This window comes from Brevibacillus sp. MS2.2 (assembly GCF_013284345.1).
GTDB lineage: Bacteria > Bacillota > Bacilli > Brevibacillales > Brevibacillaceae > Brevibacillus > Brevibacillus brevis_C.
On sequence record NZ_JABSUZ010000030.1, the window covers coordinates 30,098 to 46,908 of the forward strand.

Here is a 16,811-nt window from a genome sequence, read left to right on the forward strand (position 1 = left end):
ATGAATTCTTACGTAAATAGGGAGATTGTACCTGGAGAACGTGTTGGAGAGTTTTTTTTAGGATGCACCAAGAATGAGTTACTTCAAAATATACAATCCCCGTATTCTATAACGGATTCTCCAGAAGTCCTACAAATGAAATTAAATGACATGGAGTTTTTTATTGAGAAAAAATCCGGGAAATTATCTACAATTTCAGTATTTGGTAGATTTCAGGGGCAATTTTTAAATCAGATAGGTTTGGGCTCTACTTTAACTGATCTAAAAGGAATAGTGGGAGAAGAATTGGAATATGATCCAATAGGTAATGAATACAATCTGAACGGTATTACATTCTTCTTTTCATTACCAAATGAATCAGGTGATAAGTTAGTTGAACATATAGTGATATGGAAGCCAATTGAGTAGCTGGAGTTTTCTTACCCCATTCGAGCCACAATCTCGTCTGGGGTTTTTTTGTGTTTTGGAATTGTCCCACCCGCTGACAAGAAATAAAGAGCAATGGTCACTGCAACAAAAATACCCTATAGACCGACGTTCCCAAACGTCCACTCTATAGGGTACATTTTTTTCCCTTTAATGAATCGCTTTCTTCTTAAACTGCCCGCCGCGCACATCGTGAATATTGCCGACAGCCAAGAAGGCATTCTCGTCTACTTCTTCCACGATCAGCTTCAGCTTGGCTTCTTCCAATCGTGTAATGATGCAGAAAATTACTTTCTTGTCATCTCCGGTATAGCCGCCTTCCCCATTCAAATAGGTAACGCCACGGCCCAGACGAGCAACAATCGCATCTCCCAAATCCTTGTGATTGTCGCTAATGATCCATACCGCTTTAGACTCCTGGAAGCCTTCGATGGTCAGATCGATCATTTTGAATGCAATGTAGTAGGCGATCAGCGAGTACATCGCGCGATCCCAACCGAATACAAATCCGGCACTGCTCAAAATGAATAAGTTCATGAACATTACGATCTCACCAACGGAGAACGGAGATTTCTTGTTAAGCAGTACAGCGACGATCTCTGTACCGTCCAGAGAGCCTCCATAGCGAAGAACAAGTCCCACGCCAATTCCGAGAAGTATGCCCCCAAATACAGCCGCAAGCAGGGGATCATCCGTTAGCCCTGGGACAGGGTGAAGGAGTGTCGTACCAATTGACATGATCGTAACCCCAAAGAGGGTCGAGAGTGCAAACGTTTTTCCGATTTGCTTGTACCCTATAATTAAGAAGGGCAAGTTAAGCACGAAAAGGAAAACACCAAGAGGCAACCCAGACAGGTGCGAGGTAATAATCGAGATACCTACGATTCCACCGTCGATAATATTGTTCGGTACGAGAAAAATCTCGAGTGCTACTGAGAACAGGGAAGCACCAATCAGGATACCGAAGACCCTCTTGAGCAATTTTCCAATGGGTAATTTCTGATGAGTCGATTTTGCAAGTGGTTGTTCCATCGTTCCTCTCCCCATTGTGAAATTTTTTACTTACTTAGTTATTATAGCATTCATTCTTATGCGATTACTGCACAATTACACTTTTTAGTAAAAAATATTCGATTCAGACTTGTTCAGACTCATTTATACGCTTGAAATCTCGTTCAGGCGTGAAAGTGGGGATAGCGAGTGTTCTGTATTGACTGGTCATACAGAAATTGCTATTTTCAAACTGTTAGGAAAATAGTTGGGGGGAAGGATAATGGGTTTCTTGAAAAAGGAGATAGAAGTATCATCATCTATAGAGCTGGTTTGGTGGGCGTGGACACGAAAGGAACGGCTTGTTCAGTGGTTTGCGCCTGATGCAACGATTGAGCCGTATCTGGGCGGAGCATACGAATTGTACTTCAATCCAGCCAATCGCGACCAGATGGGGACGAAAGGGTGCATCATTACCCATTTTGAACCGAAGGAGCGCTTGGGTTTTACATGGAAGGGACCGGATGAATTCGCAGATACCATGAATCACGAGGATGCCTTGACTTACGTGCTTGTCACCTTGTCTGAAGCAGAGGGGAAAACGCAAGTATTGGTCGAGCATTTCGGTTGGAAAGAGGGAGAGGAGTGGGAAAAGGCTCGGGGCTGGCATGAAATGGCTTGGTCTCATGTATTGGGGAGCCTGAAATCTTCACTTGAATCGGGCAAAGGAGATCTGTGCTGCTCTCCACAGGCTGCTCATCAAGGGTAGAATTTGAGGATTCGTCTTGGCGAGCTAATGTGATGTTACATATACAGACTATGAGAGACAATCAGATAATAGACGTCGGGGCGCTGATCCTGATCATTCCTACGCTTCACATCTTCCCTTCCTTCGGGCGGCGCTATCATCTGCCTGGTCGAAGTGAGCGTCATCTTGTGGGAGTCGCGCAAATAACTTTGGAGTGGAGGCTGAAATGAAAAGCTTCGAGGAATTGTACTGCGAAGAGGATTCAGCGATGGAAGAGATAAAGAAATGGCAGTCAGCATCAGACCGGAAGATTACTCTTCTGCCGTCTGAACGGGAGAAAGGGAAAAAACAGCTCGTTGATTTACAAGTAACGACGAGGTCAACACTAGGTGCTGTTGCTTTTGAAACAGGCGGGATTCTGATTCACCAAGGATGGCTACGGATTCTAGGGTCTGGTCATCCTCATTTCCCTCGTTCCATCACTTCTTGGAATCAGCAATGTGCCATGAATCAGATGCTGTTGGTAGCAGACGATGTCATAGGGGGATTCTTTGCGATCAATGGTGGAATGTTTCCGGAGTCGGTAGGCGGTATATGGTATTTCGCTCCGGACAGTCTTGCGTGGGAGGATCTTGAAATTGGCTATACCGACTTTTTGCACTGGGCAATGACGGGGGATATCCATACGTTTTATGCGACATTTTTCTGGAAGGATTGGGAGAAGGACGTTTCCAAGCTAAAAAGCGATGAAATGTTTGCTATTTATCCTTTTTTGTGGTCAAAAGAAGCGCGTGAATTAACAATGGAGGGGTGCTCAAAAAAGACGGTACCTGCATTGGAAATTTGGGAGATGAACCAAAAAGTTGTGTAAAGGAAAAAAGAGCGGCCCACGAAGGACCGCTCTTTTGCTTTTATTGTTTGGTTGCTGCAACCTCAGCTTGAGCGCTGTGATTATCCAAGTACTCATCTGGACCGATAATTCCCGCAGCACGATCTTGTTTTTCCAGTTCAAGTGCTTTCGGAACGGAGAGCCAGTAAGCAAAAGCAATCCCGATAATACCTGCTCCCAATTTACCGATCATGACCGGCAAGATAATGTTTGGTTGGAAGTTAGCAGAGAAGGACAAGTGGTCACCCAGCAAGAAAGCTGAACAAACCCCGAAGGAAATGTTGATAACCTTGTCTTTTGGTGGCATGGAACGAATGAGACGGAACATCGCCAGGATGTTCGCGCTCGTTGCGAGCAAGCCTGCACTACCAGAAGGGCTCATTCCCAGCTTATTACCCAATACTTCGAGTGGCTTCGCCGCATATTTACGCAGCATGTATACCATTGGGAACGCACCTGCGAGCATGATACCGATGTAACCAGCGGTCTCCAACGCACGGTATTGGTCAGTTGGATCGGCGATGATCGGATCGAAGCCCCATGCTCCGAAAATCTTTGTGAAGATGCCAGTAAAGTGTTGCACGATCGAGAATACGAGTACGAGCTTGATAGCTGCATCCATTGTCTTTCCGAAAATCATGAAGCCTTTAATCATCAAGTCTGGCAAGAAGCGAAGACCTGCAGCAATCGCTAATACGAAGAACAAAATCGGTGAAAGGTTCAAAAGTACCTGACCAAAACCAATAGCAAAAGCGTAAGTAGATTCAGCGTTCGTCGAGATTTCATTGCGAACTTCTGCATTTGTCAAAACAAGAATGGCGCTGGAGATAAAAGCACCAATCGGAACTGTCAAAATACCGGACATTACGCCAAGCGCCATGTATTTATGGTCGCGCTTGTCCAACATAGCAAGTCCCATTGGGATGGAGAACACGATTGTAGCACCGGCCATCAGACCGACGATCATCGCCATAATCCAACCTTCCGTGGAGGTCTTCAGGAGGTTTGCCAACTGATAGCCACCCATGTCAGATGCGAGAATCGCAGTTGCCGCAATCGCAGGATCTGCTCCAATTTTGTTGAAGATGGGTGATACCGCTTTTTCTACGAACCAAGAGATGTACGGGAGGGACGCCATAATACCGGCAGCAGGAACGAAGATGTAACCTGTTGAGTGAATCCCTTCCATGAACTCCTTACCGAGACCTTCATCGCTGTTGCGGATCGCGGCAATGGCACCAATCACTGCACATAACATGATGATGTAAATAATGACGCTTCCAATGTGCTCCATGGATATCCCACCTTTTTTGCGGATGTAAACAATAAAAGCACTTAGGATCTCATTAAATAAATGAGATATACCCTAAGCGCCTTTGCTTACTTGTATGAACTTGTTTACAGGTAATGGTAATAACAGCCAACTGGAACCGCTTTCATAGCTCGCTAAAAATAAACGGAAAATACGTGTCGCGTTTATTCCATTGTGTACATTCTGAATATTTTATGCTAGAAAGCGCCGTTGCTTTACTCTGCATTATAAAGAGATTATATGGGGAGGCATGACTAATGTCAACTGCCCTTTAGGAACAAAGAACGAATTATGTGAGGAAAAAGTGCTGGAAAAAAAAGCCACCCTTGTTATTCGCAAGGGCAGCTTTATGTGTAATTTACAGTTTTACTACGTTCTCAGCTTGTGGACCACGGTTGCCTTCAACTACGTTGAATTCTACGCGTTGGCCTTCTTCGAGGGTTTTGAAACCGTCGCCTTGGATTGCGCTGAAGTGAACGAATACATCGTTTCCGCCTTCAACTGCGATGAAGCCATAACCTTTTTCTGCGTTGAACCATTTAACTGTACCTGTTTGCATGGGTGTTACCTCCAACAAAATAAAATGAATATGTAACTTTTATTTATATAAAATAAAATTCACACATTGTAAAAGGTTCAAACATAAGTGTAAACCCTTTACAATATGTGAACGCTTTAAATAAGAATCTTTTGTTTAAGGTAATAGTATCACAGATGAAAGCGGAAAGCAATCGCTCAATACACGAAAGGACGGCCCGAGTACGAAATCTCTGAGCCGTCCATTACGAACACGGAGCAAAATGTTACTTAGGAAAAGAACTTCACTCTCTCATCCAAAGGTTGGAATTGTTTTTCACCTGGTTGGGCGGTTGGTTTGCCAAAAGGCATTTGTGCTCTCAGCTTCCATGTGCTAGGGAGCTGCCACGTTTGTTGGACTTCTTCATCGATGAGTGGATTGTAATGCTGCAAGGAAGCACCGAAGCCCTCGATTTCCAATGCAGTCCACACAACAAACTGAAGCATTCCAGAAGATTGCTCGGACCAAATCGGAAAATTATCTTTGTATGCTTCGAATTGCTGCATCAGATTCTCGACGACGCTCTGGTCTTCAAAGAAAAGTACGGTGCCGTAGCCGCTACCGAAGGCATTCATTTTTTCTTCGGTCGAGCCGAAATGTTCAGCGGGAACGATTTTACGCAGCGTTTCCTTGGTAATGTTCCACAGCTTATCGTGCTCTGCACCCAAGAGAACTACAACGCGAGCGCTTTGGGAGTTGAATGCGGATGGTGAGTACTTTACTGCTTCCTGCACGATTTCTTTAATGCGCTCATCAGATACAACATTTTCCTTGCTGATCCCATAGTACGTTCTTCTGTTTTGTAAGGCTGAATAAAAATCTTTACTCACTCTTCATTCCTCCTGCGACTTGTTTTTACCTTAACATGATGCATTGAAAGGGAGGAGCTTATACTTGCGTTTGGATTTCTAATTGCAATAAACTGGATTTCTTTCGGTTACAATGGGGATGTGGCAAGGTACAAGCATGTAAGGGAGGATATTATGATTACCAAAATGGCAACGGTAGCTGTTTACGTAGAAGATCAGCAACGCGCAAAAGTGTTCTGGACAGAAAAGGTTGGATTTGAAGTCAAGCAAGAGCACCCGATGGGACCAAACAGCAGTTGGCTGGAGGTAGGACCAGCAGGTGCCCAGACTGCCTTGGTACTCTATCCGAAAAGTATGATGAGCAACTGGCAGGAACAAAAGGCCTCGATCGTTTTTGAATGTACAGAAATTGAAAAGACGTACGAAACAATGCGCGCGAACGGTGTTGTTTTTCAAGGAGAACTGAACAAGATGCAGTGGGGGACCTATGCGACTTTTCAGGATGAAGATGGCAACAGCTATTTGCTAAAAGGATAAGCGTAATGACGACCTCTGGCCAAATGCGGCTGGAGGTTTTTCAACAGGACGAATCAAACAATCGCGCGAACGAGGTAATACATATGCGTAGTTGGCAGACCGTCAGAAGTCGCATAGTGGTCAAAAATCGGCATTACACTCTCCATGTGTTGTTCGATGACGGACGTGAGAATAGTGGGACTTTGCCCGAAGCAACGCATGCGAATGACATCGAGCGGGGTCTGAAAATACTCGGTGGCGATCACCGTCTGAATATCTACTCGCTGGAAAGCAGCTTGTCTGAGTCTCTCCTGTAGATTTTGCAGGATCGGAGTGTCAGTTGGACGTGAACCAAATAAATGAGGAAACCATTCGAATAACTCGGCGGACAACTGGTCGCCCGGATGTAATCCGATGAATGAGCCTCCTCTTTTGACGACCCGTGCTATATCTGGATAGGCGGAGGTAGGTCCCTTGCGATTGTAGGCGCAGTCGAACGTATCGTCATGGAAGGGGAGGGTATATTTCGTATTGGTGACAACGAAGGAGACGTTTTCGGGTGTTTGCGTACAGACCTTTTGCACAAAGTTTTCTGTCACATCTAAACCGACAATTTCTTTGGCAGAACGGCTCCAGTGCAGTGTGAATGCGCCGTGCCCGCAGCCAATATCGAGAACGGATTGATTCGGAACCATACGACTAATTTGTTCCATAAAAAGCGACTCGCCATTTGGTTCCGTAATGGTAGAGCGCCACGGGTATACGTATTCACCAGTCATTTCGCCCAGCTGAGCGTACCAGGCCAGAGAGTGGGGGGCGAGCCAGTCGGAATGGGTGTTCGGATTCTGTGGATGAAGCATGAGCGGTCACCTCTCATCTAACGAAAATGCACAACAGGTTTCATTGTAATAATTTCCCTGTCTTTTGACAAACTCTTTAAACGGCTTTACACGAACGAAAAGTAGCGATAACGTGGAAGAGGGAAAGCGGTTGAAAGGAGCCAGGGCAAATGATTTTGTCACAACAATATAGAAGCATTCTGGTCGTGACCTCTGTTGACGCAGAACGGGATGCGGTTATGCGCGGCATACAAGGAGATAAGCGTTTCACAGTCATCGCTGGGGGAGTAGGGCCAGCAGCAGCCGCAGCGAGTACAGCCAGAGCGCTTGCTTGCACGGACTACGATCTGGTCATTTGTGCAGGAATATGCGGCGGATTCGTGGGACAAGCAGAGATTGGGTCGCTCGTTGTCGCGACAGAGATTATTTGTGCGGATTTGGGGGCAGAAACGCCTGAGGGCTTTTGCAGTGTGGACGAGCTCGGATTTGGATCAGCTCGGGTAAGTGTCGATCAGGAATTGGTCGAGCGGGCAACGGAAGCAATGAGGGCAGCAGGCTTGGCCGCCAAAAAAGGCATTGTACTTACACTATCGACCGTGACGGGCACAGCAGAAACAGCCGCGGCTTTGGCACAGCGGATGCCAGATGCGCTAGCAGAAGCGATGGAGGGGTATGGCGTTGCGACTGCTGCCCAGGCTGCCAGACGACCTGTTCTGGAAATTCGCACGGTATCGAATGCAATTGGACCGCGGGATAAATCCGCTTGGCGGATAAAGGATGCGTTGGAATCTCTGGAAAAGGGAAGCTCTGTACTACGGGAGGTACTATCATGAAAATTGCGTTTTCTCCATGTCCGAATGACACTTTTGTTTTTCATGCTTGGGCACATGATTTGATTCCGGGAGCGCCGAAGCTCGATATTATGTACGCAGATATCGATATTACAAATACGCTTGCTGCACAGGGGGAAGGCCCTGAAGTAATGAAAATCTCCTATGCGGCATTGCCTTGGGTGATGGACAACTACTCGTTGCTCCCTTGCGGCGGTGCACTGGGCAGAGGATGCGGGCCACTCGTTTTGACCCAAGGTAATTCTGGCGAGAGTGCGAACGATCCAGCACGCCTGTCCAACAAACGTGTAGCGGTCCCGAGTGAGCGCTCCACAGCTTATTTACTTTTCCGGCTCTGGGCTGCACAAAATGTCCCAGGTGGTGTTGGCGAGATCGTCGTCATGCCGTTTCATGAGATTATGCCTGCTGTACGAGACGGCAAGATCGATGCGGGACTCGTGATCCATGAAGCGCGTTTCACGTATCAAAACTACGGACTATCTCTCATGACGGACTTGGGCAACTGGTGGGAGTCTGATACCAGTCTGCCGATTCCGTTGGGTGCCATCATCGCGAAAAAATCAATGGACATTGAGGCTCTGACCAATTGGACGCGCTCCTCTGTCGAACATGCATGGGCGAATCCAACCGCATCACAAGAATATGTCATGTCCCATGCCCAAGAGCTGTCCCAGGAGGTAGCGAAAGCGCATATTAACTTGTACGTGAATGAGTTTACGAGAAATTTGGGTAACGATGGTTATGCAGCTGTCGAGGCGTTGCTCGGTCGTGCAGCTGAGGAAGGGCTTGTGCCAGCATTTGATTTGTCGACATTACGTCGATAGCTGAAATAATGGGAGGGGGCAGCTTACAGGGCTGCCCCCTTTTCCTGTTCGAATGAAGCGTTAGCCAGCGTAGATCAATCCGCATGCCAGTCGTTTTCCGCTATTTCCTGCCGGCTGCGAATGAAAGTCATCGGGACTTTGATGGATGATCACGGTTCTGCCGACCACATCTGCTGCACTGATTTTGTTTGTGAAAAAAGTCATTCGTGCATAGCCGTCATTGGAAAACAGCACAGGGAAGTCGCCTACGTGGTTGCCGTGTGGCTGATGGGTAGGGTTCCAGTGACCGCCTGCTGCGGTAAAGGGATCATTCGGATTTCCTACCGTACAGACGCCATGCTCATGCAAATGAAAACCAAATGGCCCGATTTGCGGTTGATTGCCAGCGGGTGGCTGGAAAGCGGGAAGACCGCTGACCTCCACGAAAACTTCGGTACCGTAGGGGACATCGGTAAACACAACATATCCATTCAGATTCGGTGCCAGTGGACCGCCCTGAATTTCGGCAAAGGATTGTCCTGTTCTCCGCCCATGTTGTGAGGACACGGCTCGCAAGTCATATTCGTATGGGTATTCATATGGTTGGTATCCGTTCATGGTACACCACCTTACATTTATCCAGTTTGCCATATCTTATGTTAGAGATGGGCGTATGGTTACTGGGCTATGTAGGAGAACATTGACGCTGATAATTATTTTCATCTACAATCAGGTGGAATTCCCCGGCATGGGCAAAAGGGTGGGCAAAACGTGAAAAGAGTGCTGTTGATAGAAGATGAGATCAATATGGCCCGATTTATTGAACTGGAGTTGCGCTACGAATCGTTTGCGATTACAGTCGCGCATGATGGACATAAAGGACTCGAGCTCGCTTTGCAGGAAGAATGGGATGTCATATTATTGGACGTCATGCTTCCAGGGCTTGATGGTATAGCGGTTTGTCAAAAAATTCGCAGCGTGAAAAAAACGCCGATTATTATGCTGACAGCCAGAGACAGTATTATGGACCGCGTCTCAGGCTTGGACAGTGGTGCCGATGATTATATTCCGAAGCCATTCGCGATCGAGGAGCTGTTGGCACGCATACGCGTTGTGTTTCGCCGTCAGGAAGAGCAGCAGAATGTCCCCGGAACCATGCTTGCGCACCGAGGGCTGGTGGTCCAAATGGAGGGACGTATCGTCACCAAAAATAATCAACCTGTTGAGTTGACCAAAAGAGAGTACGATTTACTCGTGACATTCATGAAAAACATCAATCGAGTCCTGCCTCGCGAGGTGCTTCTTGATACGGTGTGGGGATTCGAGGCTGCTGTGGAGACCAATGTTGTGGATGTGTACGTTCGGTATTTACGCAATAAAATCGATTCGCCCAATGAGGACGGCTATATCTCGACTGTACGCGGAATTGGCTATGTGATGCGAAAATGAGAGGACCATCGAGATTCTTAAAGCTCCCGATCAAATGGAAGCTGACACTCTGGTCGTCACTTCTGCTTTTTCTCGTATTCATTGGCTATAATAGCTTCCAATATTTTTTTGTAGAGAAGTGGATGTTTAATAAAGAGCAGCAGGTTGTGCAACAAACGATGCGAGAGTTCCTCAACTATGCACTGGAAAAAGAGCAATCTTTTGAGGGAAAGGACATCGCAGAGCTGCGCAGCTTCCTGGAGAAAATCAATCAACGAAACCAAATGATTCGCATTCTGGACGAAGAGGGTAATCCGATTGTCGTTGTCTCGGAAAATTTTCAGGATATCACACTGCCACCGCTTCCGCCTGTTCAGTCGATTCGCACCCAGACCCAAGAAGTGCGTGGTGACCTGTTGATCATGAGCAGTCCGCTTACGATCTTTCAATTTAATGGGACCGTCATGATTCTGAAGAATATGAAAGAGTTTGAGCAGTTGAGTGGTGCGCTTTTTCAGGTCATGGCAATTGGGTGCTTGACCGCTGTGATCATAAGCGGTCTGGGTGGTAGATTGCTTGCGCGTCAGTTGCTTAAGCCCCTGCAATCGATGAATGAAACGATGAGCAACGTCCGGCAAAAAGGGTTCCATGAACGTGTACAGTTTCACGATAATCAGGATGAGATCGCGACCTTGATGAAAATGTTCAATAAAATGATGGATCAGGTGGAGCGTTCCTTTTTGCAGCAGAGACAATTTGTCGAAGATGCCTCGCATGAGCTGCGGACGCCGATCGCGATTATCGAAGGGCATCTGGGAATGCTACGGCGATGGGGAAAAAATGATCCAGCTGTTTTGGAGGAGTCCTTGCAGACTTCGATTCAAGAGCTCGCCAGACTAAAAGGACTGGTGCAGGAGCTGCTCGCTTTGACGAGAGCGGAACATGTGGAGATCGAAGAGGATGTCGCGCTCCATGATCCGGATCGGGCTGTCTGTCACATGATCAAGAAATTCGCCATGATTCAGCCGACATTTACGATCGACCAAGAACTTGGGCCTTTGGCTGGAGAAATCCTTGCCATATCAGAAGAACACCTGGAGCAAGTGCTTCTGATCCTTTTGGATAATGCGGTCAAGTATTCGGGGGAGAGCAGGAGAATCTGCGTGAGGGCCATGGTGCAAGAAAATGTAGCCTGTATGGAAATCTTAGATGAAGGAATCGGTATACCCGAGCAGGATTTGCCATATGTCTTGGACCGATTGTATCGGGTAGACAAAGCAAGAAACAGCGGAGAGAGCGGGTATGGGCTCGGCCTTGCCATCGCCAAACGATTGCTTGCACGTTACAACGGAAGCATAACGATCCAGAGTGTGGAGCAGAAAGGGACGACTGTGACTGTTTTTGTACCGCTTCGTTCAGCGAATTTCAACCGATCCGCATCTCAAATAAAAAATTGAGGATGTTTTTTTATTTTCACAGCATTTTCTCATTTTTGTTCGTTACAATAAGCCTTGTCAATTGGCAATGATATTCATTATCAATAATCACTGCGATAGAGAGGGAGAATCAAAATGAGAAACAAATCGATGCTGGCGGTCATGCTGAGTACGATGCTGACATTGCCTTTCCTTGCTGCATGCGGAAACGGCGCGAATACTGCCCAGCCGCAAACAGAAGCGCCAAAGGCACAAGAGCCGGCTGCAACAGAGCAAGTCGTGAACGTATTTACAGCGCGCCATTACGATATTGATAGCAAACTGTTCGCAGAATTCACGAAGCAAACAGGCATCAAGGTAAACGAAGTGAAGGGTACAGCAGAAGAGCTGGTTGAGCGCTTGAAGCGTGAAGGAGAGAGCTCCGAAGCGGATTTGTTCATCACGGTTGACGGTGGTGTTCTGAACTATGCGAAACAAAATGACGTGCTGCAACCGATTCAATCTGCTGAAGTAGAGAAAAACGTACCGAAAGAACTGCGTGATCCTGACAACCAATGGATCGGTATGGCTACCCGTGCGCGTGTGATCGTCTATGCGAAGGATCGCGTGAAGCCAGAGCAGTTGTCTACGTATGAAGATTTGGCTACAGATAAATGGAAAGGCAAAGTATTGGTACGCTCTTCTTCCAACCTGTACAACCAGTCACTCGTTGCTTCTTTTATTGAGCTGAATGGCGAGCAGGCTGCATTGGATTGGGCAAAGGGTCTGGTAAACAATTTCGCGCGCAAGCCTGAAGGTGGAGACCGTGATCAGGCAAAAGCTGTTGTTGCCAAAGTCGGTGACGTAGCGATCATGAACACCTACTATGTTGGACAAATGCTGAACTCTAAAGATGCAGAGGAAGTAAAAGTTGCGCAAAACATCGGTGTCTTCTTCCCGAACCAAGAAACGACAGGCACACACCTGAACATCAGCGGTATTGGTTTGACCAAGCACGCGAAAAACAAGGACAATGCCGTGAAATTGATTGAGTTCGTCACAGGGAAAGAGGCTCAAACGATGCTGACAAACGGAAGCTACGAGTTCCCTGTCAATGCAGAGGCTGACAAGCCAGCTCTTTTGAAAGAGTGGGGAGAATTCAAAACGCAAAAGCTCGACTTTGCTAAGCTCGGCGAGTATAACAAAAAAGCGGTAGAACTGCTGAATCAAGCAGGTTGGAAATAAGCATGACGGGAGCACTTTTGCGTAGAAGCCTGAGACGAAAACTGAACGGGTGGGTAACGCTGAGCGTGATAGGGGCCTTTTTGGCCCTTCTCCCGTCTCTTTATATTTTTTTCGGACTCTTTCAAAAACAGAATGAAAACTGGCAGCATATCCAAGAGTACATGCTGCTGGATTACGCGCTGCAATCGTTATGGCTCGTGCTCGGTACCGGAGCCTGTACGATCATCGTAGGTGTGACCTTGGCCTGGCTGGTCGCTGCCTACGATTTTCCATTACGTCGCTTTTTTTCATTTGCTTTCGTGCTACCGTTGGCGATTCCTCCGTATATCGCAGCATACACGTACGGCTCCATGCTCAGCTATACGGGGAGCATCCAGACGTTTTTGCGCGATACATTCGGATTGACGCTCGATCAACGCTACTTTGACATTATGTCGATGAAGGGCGCTATTTTTATATTCACCCTGTTTTTGTTCCCGTACGTCTATTTGATTACGAAAACCTTTCTTGAAAAACAGAGTGCTGTGTTCATTGAAAATGCCAGATTGCTCGGAAAAAACCAAGCGCATATCTTTTTTCGCATCGTTCTGCCTATGTCGCAGGCAGCCATCGTCGGTGGCGCGAGTCTGGTGGCATTTGAAGTGCTCAATGATTTTGGCGTGACGAAGCACTTTGGGATTCAGTCTTTTACAGCAGCGATTTTCAAGACGTGGTTTGGCATGTATGACGTAGATTCGGCCATTCGTTTGTCCGCCTGGCTCATGACGTTGATTATCGGGATCTTTATCGTCGAACGACTTGTGCGTAAAAGAAAAAAATACAGCTCTCCTACGAACAGGAGCACGCCGCTCATACGCAGAAAATTGCGTGGAATGCCGATGTACGCTGCCGTAATCTTCGGATTGGTTATTGTTTCGTTTTCGTTTGTAATCCCTGTTGGGCAGTTGGTTGTCTGGGCGACGTGGACGTATGAGGAAGTGTTGAACGAGACTTTCTGGAAGCTCTTGAACAATACGCTGTTCATCTCCTGTATCTCGATCACCATCTTGATGTTGCTCGCAGTAATCGTAGCGAATGTCATCCGATTCTCCCGAGGCTCGATATTCGCTGTGGCGCTGACTCGCTTGATTTCCATGGGCTATTCCATTCCGGGGGCAGTCTTGTCCATCGGTGTAATGGCGGTGGTGATGTCCGTAGATAAAGAGCTGAGTTCCTTTTATAGCTGGCTGGGCTTAGGGGCAAACAAGCTGGTACTCAGCATGTCCTTGTTCATGTTGACGTTTGCCTACATCATCCGCTTTCTTGCAGTCGGATTCAACGCAGTCGAAGCGGGGTTTGAGAAGACGGGAAACCGTTATTCAGAAGCGGCACGTATGCTCGGGATGAGCATGACACGAACCTTTTTCAAGGTGGATTTGCCATTAATCAAAGGGGCTGTGCTCACTGGTTTTATCCTGGTGTTCATGGAAATCGTGAAGGAATTGCCGCTTACCTTGCTCCTTCGTCCCTATAACTTCGAGACGCTGGCAACGAAGGCGTATCAATATGCGAGCGATGAACAAATTCATCAGGCCGCGATTCCTTCGCTCTGTATCATTGCAGTGGGGATCGTCTCCGTTATTTTCTATCACTGGTTAGGAGAGAGACAGGCAAAATGACTTTTTTTGAAGTGAAAAACCTGACGTTTGGTTATGCAAGCGGGAACGGCAGCGTCATCCGGGATTTTTCCTTGCAGATGGAGCAGGGGGAAGTTGTCGGGCTGCTGGGGAATAGCGGCTGTGGAAAAAGTACATTGCTTCGCTTGATAGCCGGACTGGAGTCCCCGAAGAGCGGTCGCATCCAGATTGATGGAAAAGTGTTGGTCGATCAAGGGCAGTTTGTGGAGCCCGAGCAACGCGGGATCGGCATGATTTTTCAGGACTATGCGCTGTTTCCGCATTTGACTGTCGAGCAAAACATCTTGTTCGGCCTGCATCGATTGTCCAAAGCAGAGCGTCTGGTTCGTTTGAAAGAGATGTTGGCCCTCGTACAGCTAGAAGGCTACGGCAAGCGATATCCACATGAGCTGAGCGGGGGACAGCAGCAGCGTGTCGCATTTGCGCGTGCACTGGCACCTAGACCGGCTATCTTGTTGATGGATGAGCCATTCAGTAATCTGGATGCCGAGCTGAAAACGAAAATACGCGATGACTTGAAGCGAATGCTGCGAGCTGCCAAGATGACTTCGATCCTGGTCACGCATGACAAAGCAGATGCGGAAACGATTTGTGATCGCATCATTCGCATGACTCGTTAAGGGCAAATTGTAGCTATCAGCCTCCAAAGTGCATAGTCGTACCGTGCGTTGTTGTATAATGTGCATACGACAAATTTTGCAGTGTACGGTCTGCTGTTCTTTTGATCTGCACCGTTCAAATAGAGGAGGATGGAACATGAAAATTGAAATTTGGTCTGATTTTGCCTGCCCGTTTTGCTATATCGGAAAGCGCCGTCTGGAAGGAGCGCTGTCTCAATTTCCGCATAAGGATCAAGTAGAGGTCGTATATCGCAGCTTCCAGCTCGACCCGCAGATGGAACGCGATACCGATATGGACATGCATGAAGTACTGGCAGCCAAGTACAGCATTCCGCTCGAACAGGCCAAGGGGATGAATGACCAAGTAACCCAAATGGCAAAAGGTGTTGGTCTCGACTATCATTTTGACACGATGATTCCGACCAATACATTCGATGCGCATCGCTTGACGCACTTTGCTCATGCGCATGGAAAAATGAGGGAAATGAAGGAGCGCTTGCTGAAGGCGTACTTTACCGAATCACTCCATCTCGGTGACCACGAGGTGCTGGCACAGCTTGCTTCTGAGGTGGGCTTGGACAAGGAAGCGACGCTCGCCATGCTGGCAGGAGACGAATACAGAGAGCAAGTACAAGAGGACAAACAAAGAGGCAATGATTTGGGTGTCACGGGTGTACCGTTCTTTGTCATCAATAACAAATATGCAGTCTCTGGTGCGCAGCCAGGAGAAGTCTTTTTAGGCGCATTGAACCAGGTATGGGAAGAAGAAAGCGCAGCTCCTGTTCTGAAATTCGTGCAGAACGACGAGAAAAAAGACGAGCAATCCGGCGACAATTGCGCAGATGGCTCCTGCAAAATATAAGCGACACAAAACTAATAATTGTTGGTGATACCCCTTACCAGTAAAATCTTAAAAGCCGATCCTCCTGAAATAAAGGGGAATCGGCTTTTCTCATGAACGATCGTCTGAAATCACTGAATAACGAGATTAGTTCCTAATACTGTGAACTGTTTACCAATAGAAGAAGCAAATTGGGATGAAGCAGCGCTAACGCTTCCAATTTGCTTGCCAGAGCTGAAGTCATGACTTCCTTGGAGAGTAATATTCTCGAGACCAAAAAAGAAAAGTGTCAATGTGAGCATTGCCGTATTCTGCGCTTCAGTTCCCTGATGCACGGTGCGCTTCGTACTCGCGTAATTGGCTACATGGTTATTTCCATCAAACACTTTACCACCTTCATATTGCCATACACCAGCAGAGTCATCCACATTCGTCAGACTGAGTCGATTTAATGTCAGGTTCAAGTTTGTTACCTCCTGTAGTAGCCTTGTGCCTTGTTTCTACTGGTCATCATATGCCCTGGGTGCCCAAAGTTGTCGGCCTAACACGCCTATTTCCATTTGATTCATGATGTGGAATTATGTGGATTATCATAATATCCCTTTCAGGTCGAACCATCGGCTCCATTTCTTTGATGGGCCCTAACAACTCGTTACCGTCTATTTTCGGTGATTATTCAAGCATATTGGTGACATCTGGTTTCGTTTATTGCTCAAATACAGGCCGCATACAGCCGATTCCTTTTTGGGAAGTCGTTTTTTTATGGGAAAATTTTCTTCCCCACTGAAACAAAAAGGGAACTCATTCGAATAATGGACAGAGCGAA

Annotated in this window: 19 protein-coding genes; 12 read left to right on the forward strand and 7 right to left on the reverse strand. The window is 47.1% G+C overall.

All coding sequences use genetic code 11. The features are described 5' to 3' along the window. Window positions 1–408, forward strand: coding sequence for a hypothetical protein (locus tag HP568_RS22360; RefSeq protein WP_173630268.1), 408 nt, complete (start codon window positions 1–3; stop codon window positions 406–408). 168 nt (window positions 409–576) lie between these two features. Here the strand turns inward: HP568_RS22360 and HP568_RS22365 are convergent, their stop codons facing one another. Next, a complete protein-coding gene (locus HP568_RS22365; protein WP_017250060.1) occupies window positions 577–1,458 on the reverse strand; it encodes a YitT family protein in 882 nt (293 codons plus the stop codon). A 241-nt stretch (window positions 1,459–1,699) separates the two neighbouring features. On the opposite strand from HP568_RS22365, the gene HP568_RS22370 reads away from it, so the two are divergent. Together HP568_RS22370 and HP568_RS22375 are read left to right on the forward strand one after the other, a co-directional pair. After that, the gene (locus HP568_RS22370; RefSeq protein WP_048031359.1) at window positions 1,700–2,185 is read left to right on the forward strand and encodes an SRPBCC family protein; all 486 of its coding nucleotides are present in this window, start codon (window positions 1,700–1,702) and stop codon (window positions 2,183–2,185) included. 205 nt (window positions 2,186–2,390) lie between these two features. Then, window positions 2,391–3,035: a DUF2625 domain-containing protein gene (locus HP568_RS22375; protein WP_173630269.1), complete on the forward strand. Its 645-nt coding sequence runs from the start codon at window positions 2,391–2,393 to the stop codon at window positions 3,033–3,035. A gap of 40 nt (window positions 3,036–3,075) precedes the next feature. Here the strand turns inward: HP568_RS22375 and eutH are convergent, their stop codons facing one another. The 3 genes from eutH to HP568_RS22390 all read right to left on the reverse strand — a co-directional run bounded on the left by eutH (window position 3,076) and on the right by HP568_RS22390 (window position 5,772). Beyond that, window positions 3,076–4,347 (reverse strand): ethanolamine utilization protein EutH, encoded by a 1,272-nt coding sequence (gene eutH / locus HP568_RS22380; RefSeq protein WP_048031361.1) that lies wholly within the window; start codon window positions 4,345–4,347, stop codon window positions 3,076–3,078. A 376-nt stretch (window positions 4,348–4,723) separates the two neighbouring features. Continuing rightward, window positions 4,724–4,924, reverse strand: coding sequence for a cold-shock protein (locus tag HP568_RS22385; protein ID WP_048031362.1), 201 nt, complete (start codon window positions 4,922–4,924; stop codon window positions 4,724–4,726). Window positions 4,925–5,172: 248 nt separating this feature from the next. Next, window positions 5,173–5,772, reverse strand: a complete 600-nt coding sequence (locus tag HP568_RS22390; RefSeq protein ID WP_173630270.1) for a nitroreductase family protein — start codon at window positions 5,770–5,772, stop codon at window positions 5,173–5,175. Between the two features lie 153 nt (window positions 5,773–5,925). On the opposite strand from HP568_RS22390, the gene HP568_RS22395 reads away from it, so the two are divergent. Continuing rightward, entirely contained in the window at window positions 5,926–6,288 is a 363-nt protein-coding gene (locus HP568_RS22395) for a VOC family protein (protein ID WP_088910840.1), read from the forward strand. Between the two features lie 53 nt (window positions 6,289–6,341). Here HP568_RS22395 and HP568_RS22400 read toward each other — a convergent pair whose 3' ends face one another. After that, window positions 6,342–7,127: a class I SAM-dependent methyltransferase gene (locus HP568_RS22400; protein ID WP_048031365.1), complete on the reverse strand. Its 786-nt coding sequence runs from the start codon at window positions 7,125–7,127 to the stop codon at window positions 6,342–6,344. 149 nt (window positions 7,128–7,276) lie between these two features. Between HP568_RS22400 and HP568_RS22405 the strand changes: the two genes are divergently transcribed. Next, entirely contained in the window at window positions 7,277–7,939 is a 663-nt protein-coding gene (locus HP568_RS22405; protein WP_048031366.1) for a futalosine hydrolase, read from the forward strand. Beyond that, window positions 7,936–8,781 carry a 1,4-dihydroxy-6-naphtoate synthase gene (locus HP568_RS22410; protein WP_048031367.1) on the forward strand — a complete coding sequence of 282 codons (846 nt, stop codon included), beginning with the start codon at window positions 7,936–7,938 and terminating at the stop codon, window positions 8,779–8,781. The genes HP568_RS22405 and HP568_RS22410 overlap by 4 nt, the downstream gene beginning before the upstream one ends. Window positions 8,782–8,841: 60 nt before the next feature. On the opposite strand, the gene HP568_RS22415 is transcribed toward HP568_RS22410, so the two are convergent. Continuing rightward, window positions 8,842–9,378 (reverse strand): superoxide dismutase family protein, encoded by a 537-nt coding sequence (locus HP568_RS22415; protein ID WP_048031368.1) that lies wholly within the window; start codon window positions 9,376–9,378, stop codon window positions 8,842–8,844. Between the two features lie 153 nt (window positions 9,379–9,531). Between HP568_RS22415 and HP568_RS22420 the strand changes: the two genes are divergently transcribed. From HP568_RS22420 to HP568_RS22445, 6 genes are all read left to right on the forward strand, one after another. Beyond that, window positions 9,532–10,209, forward strand: a complete 678-nt coding sequence (locus HP568_RS22420) for a response regulator transcription factor (RefSeq protein ID WP_048031369.1) — start codon at window positions 9,532–9,534, stop codon at window positions 10,207–10,209. Continuing rightward, window positions 10,206–11,645 carry a sensor histidine kinase gene (locus tag HP568_RS22425; protein ID WP_173630271.1) on the forward strand — a complete coding sequence of 480 codons (1,440 nt, stop codon included), beginning with the start codon at window positions 10,206–10,208 and terminating at the stop codon, window positions 11,643–11,645. Before HP568_RS22420 ends, HP568_RS22425 begins: the two co-directional genes overlap by 4 nt. A 114-nt stretch (window positions 11,646–11,759) precedes the next feature. Further along, window positions 11,760–12,848, forward strand: a complete 1,089-nt coding sequence (locus tag HP568_RS22430; protein WP_048031371.1) for a Fe(3+) ABC transporter substrate-binding protein — start codon at window positions 11,760–11,762, stop codon at window positions 12,846–12,848. 2 nt (window positions 12,849–12,850) lie between these two features. Continuing rightward, the gene (locus HP568_RS22435) at window positions 12,851–14,506 is read left to right on the forward strand and encodes an ABC transporter permease (RefSeq protein ID WP_173630272.1); all 1,656 of its coding nucleotides are present in this window, start codon (window positions 12,851–12,853) and stop codon (window positions 14,504–14,506) included. Beyond that, complete coding sequence (locus HP568_RS22440; protein WP_017250075.1) at window positions 14,503–15,144, forward strand: ABC transporter ATP-binding protein; 642 nt, start codon at window positions 14,503–14,505, stop codon at window positions 15,142–15,144. Before HP568_RS22435 ends, HP568_RS22440 begins: the two co-directional genes overlap by 4 nt. A 136-nt stretch (window positions 15,145–15,280) precedes the next feature. Further along, window positions 15,281–16,006 carry a DsbA family oxidoreductase gene (locus HP568_RS22445; protein ID WP_173630273.1) on the forward strand — a complete coding sequence of 242 codons (726 nt, stop codon included), beginning with the start codon at window positions 15,281–15,283 and terminating at the stop codon, window positions 16,004–16,006. A 110-nt stretch (window positions 16,007–16,116) separates the two neighbouring features. Here HP568_RS22445 and HP568_RS22450 read toward each other — a convergent pair whose 3' ends face one another. Then, window positions 16,117–16,449 (reverse strand): hypothetical protein, encoded by a 333-nt coding sequence (locus HP568_RS22450; protein WP_048031375.1) that lies wholly within the window; start codon window positions 16,447–16,449, stop codon window positions 16,117–16,119. Between the last annotated feature and the right edge of the window lie 362 nt (window positions 16,450–16,811).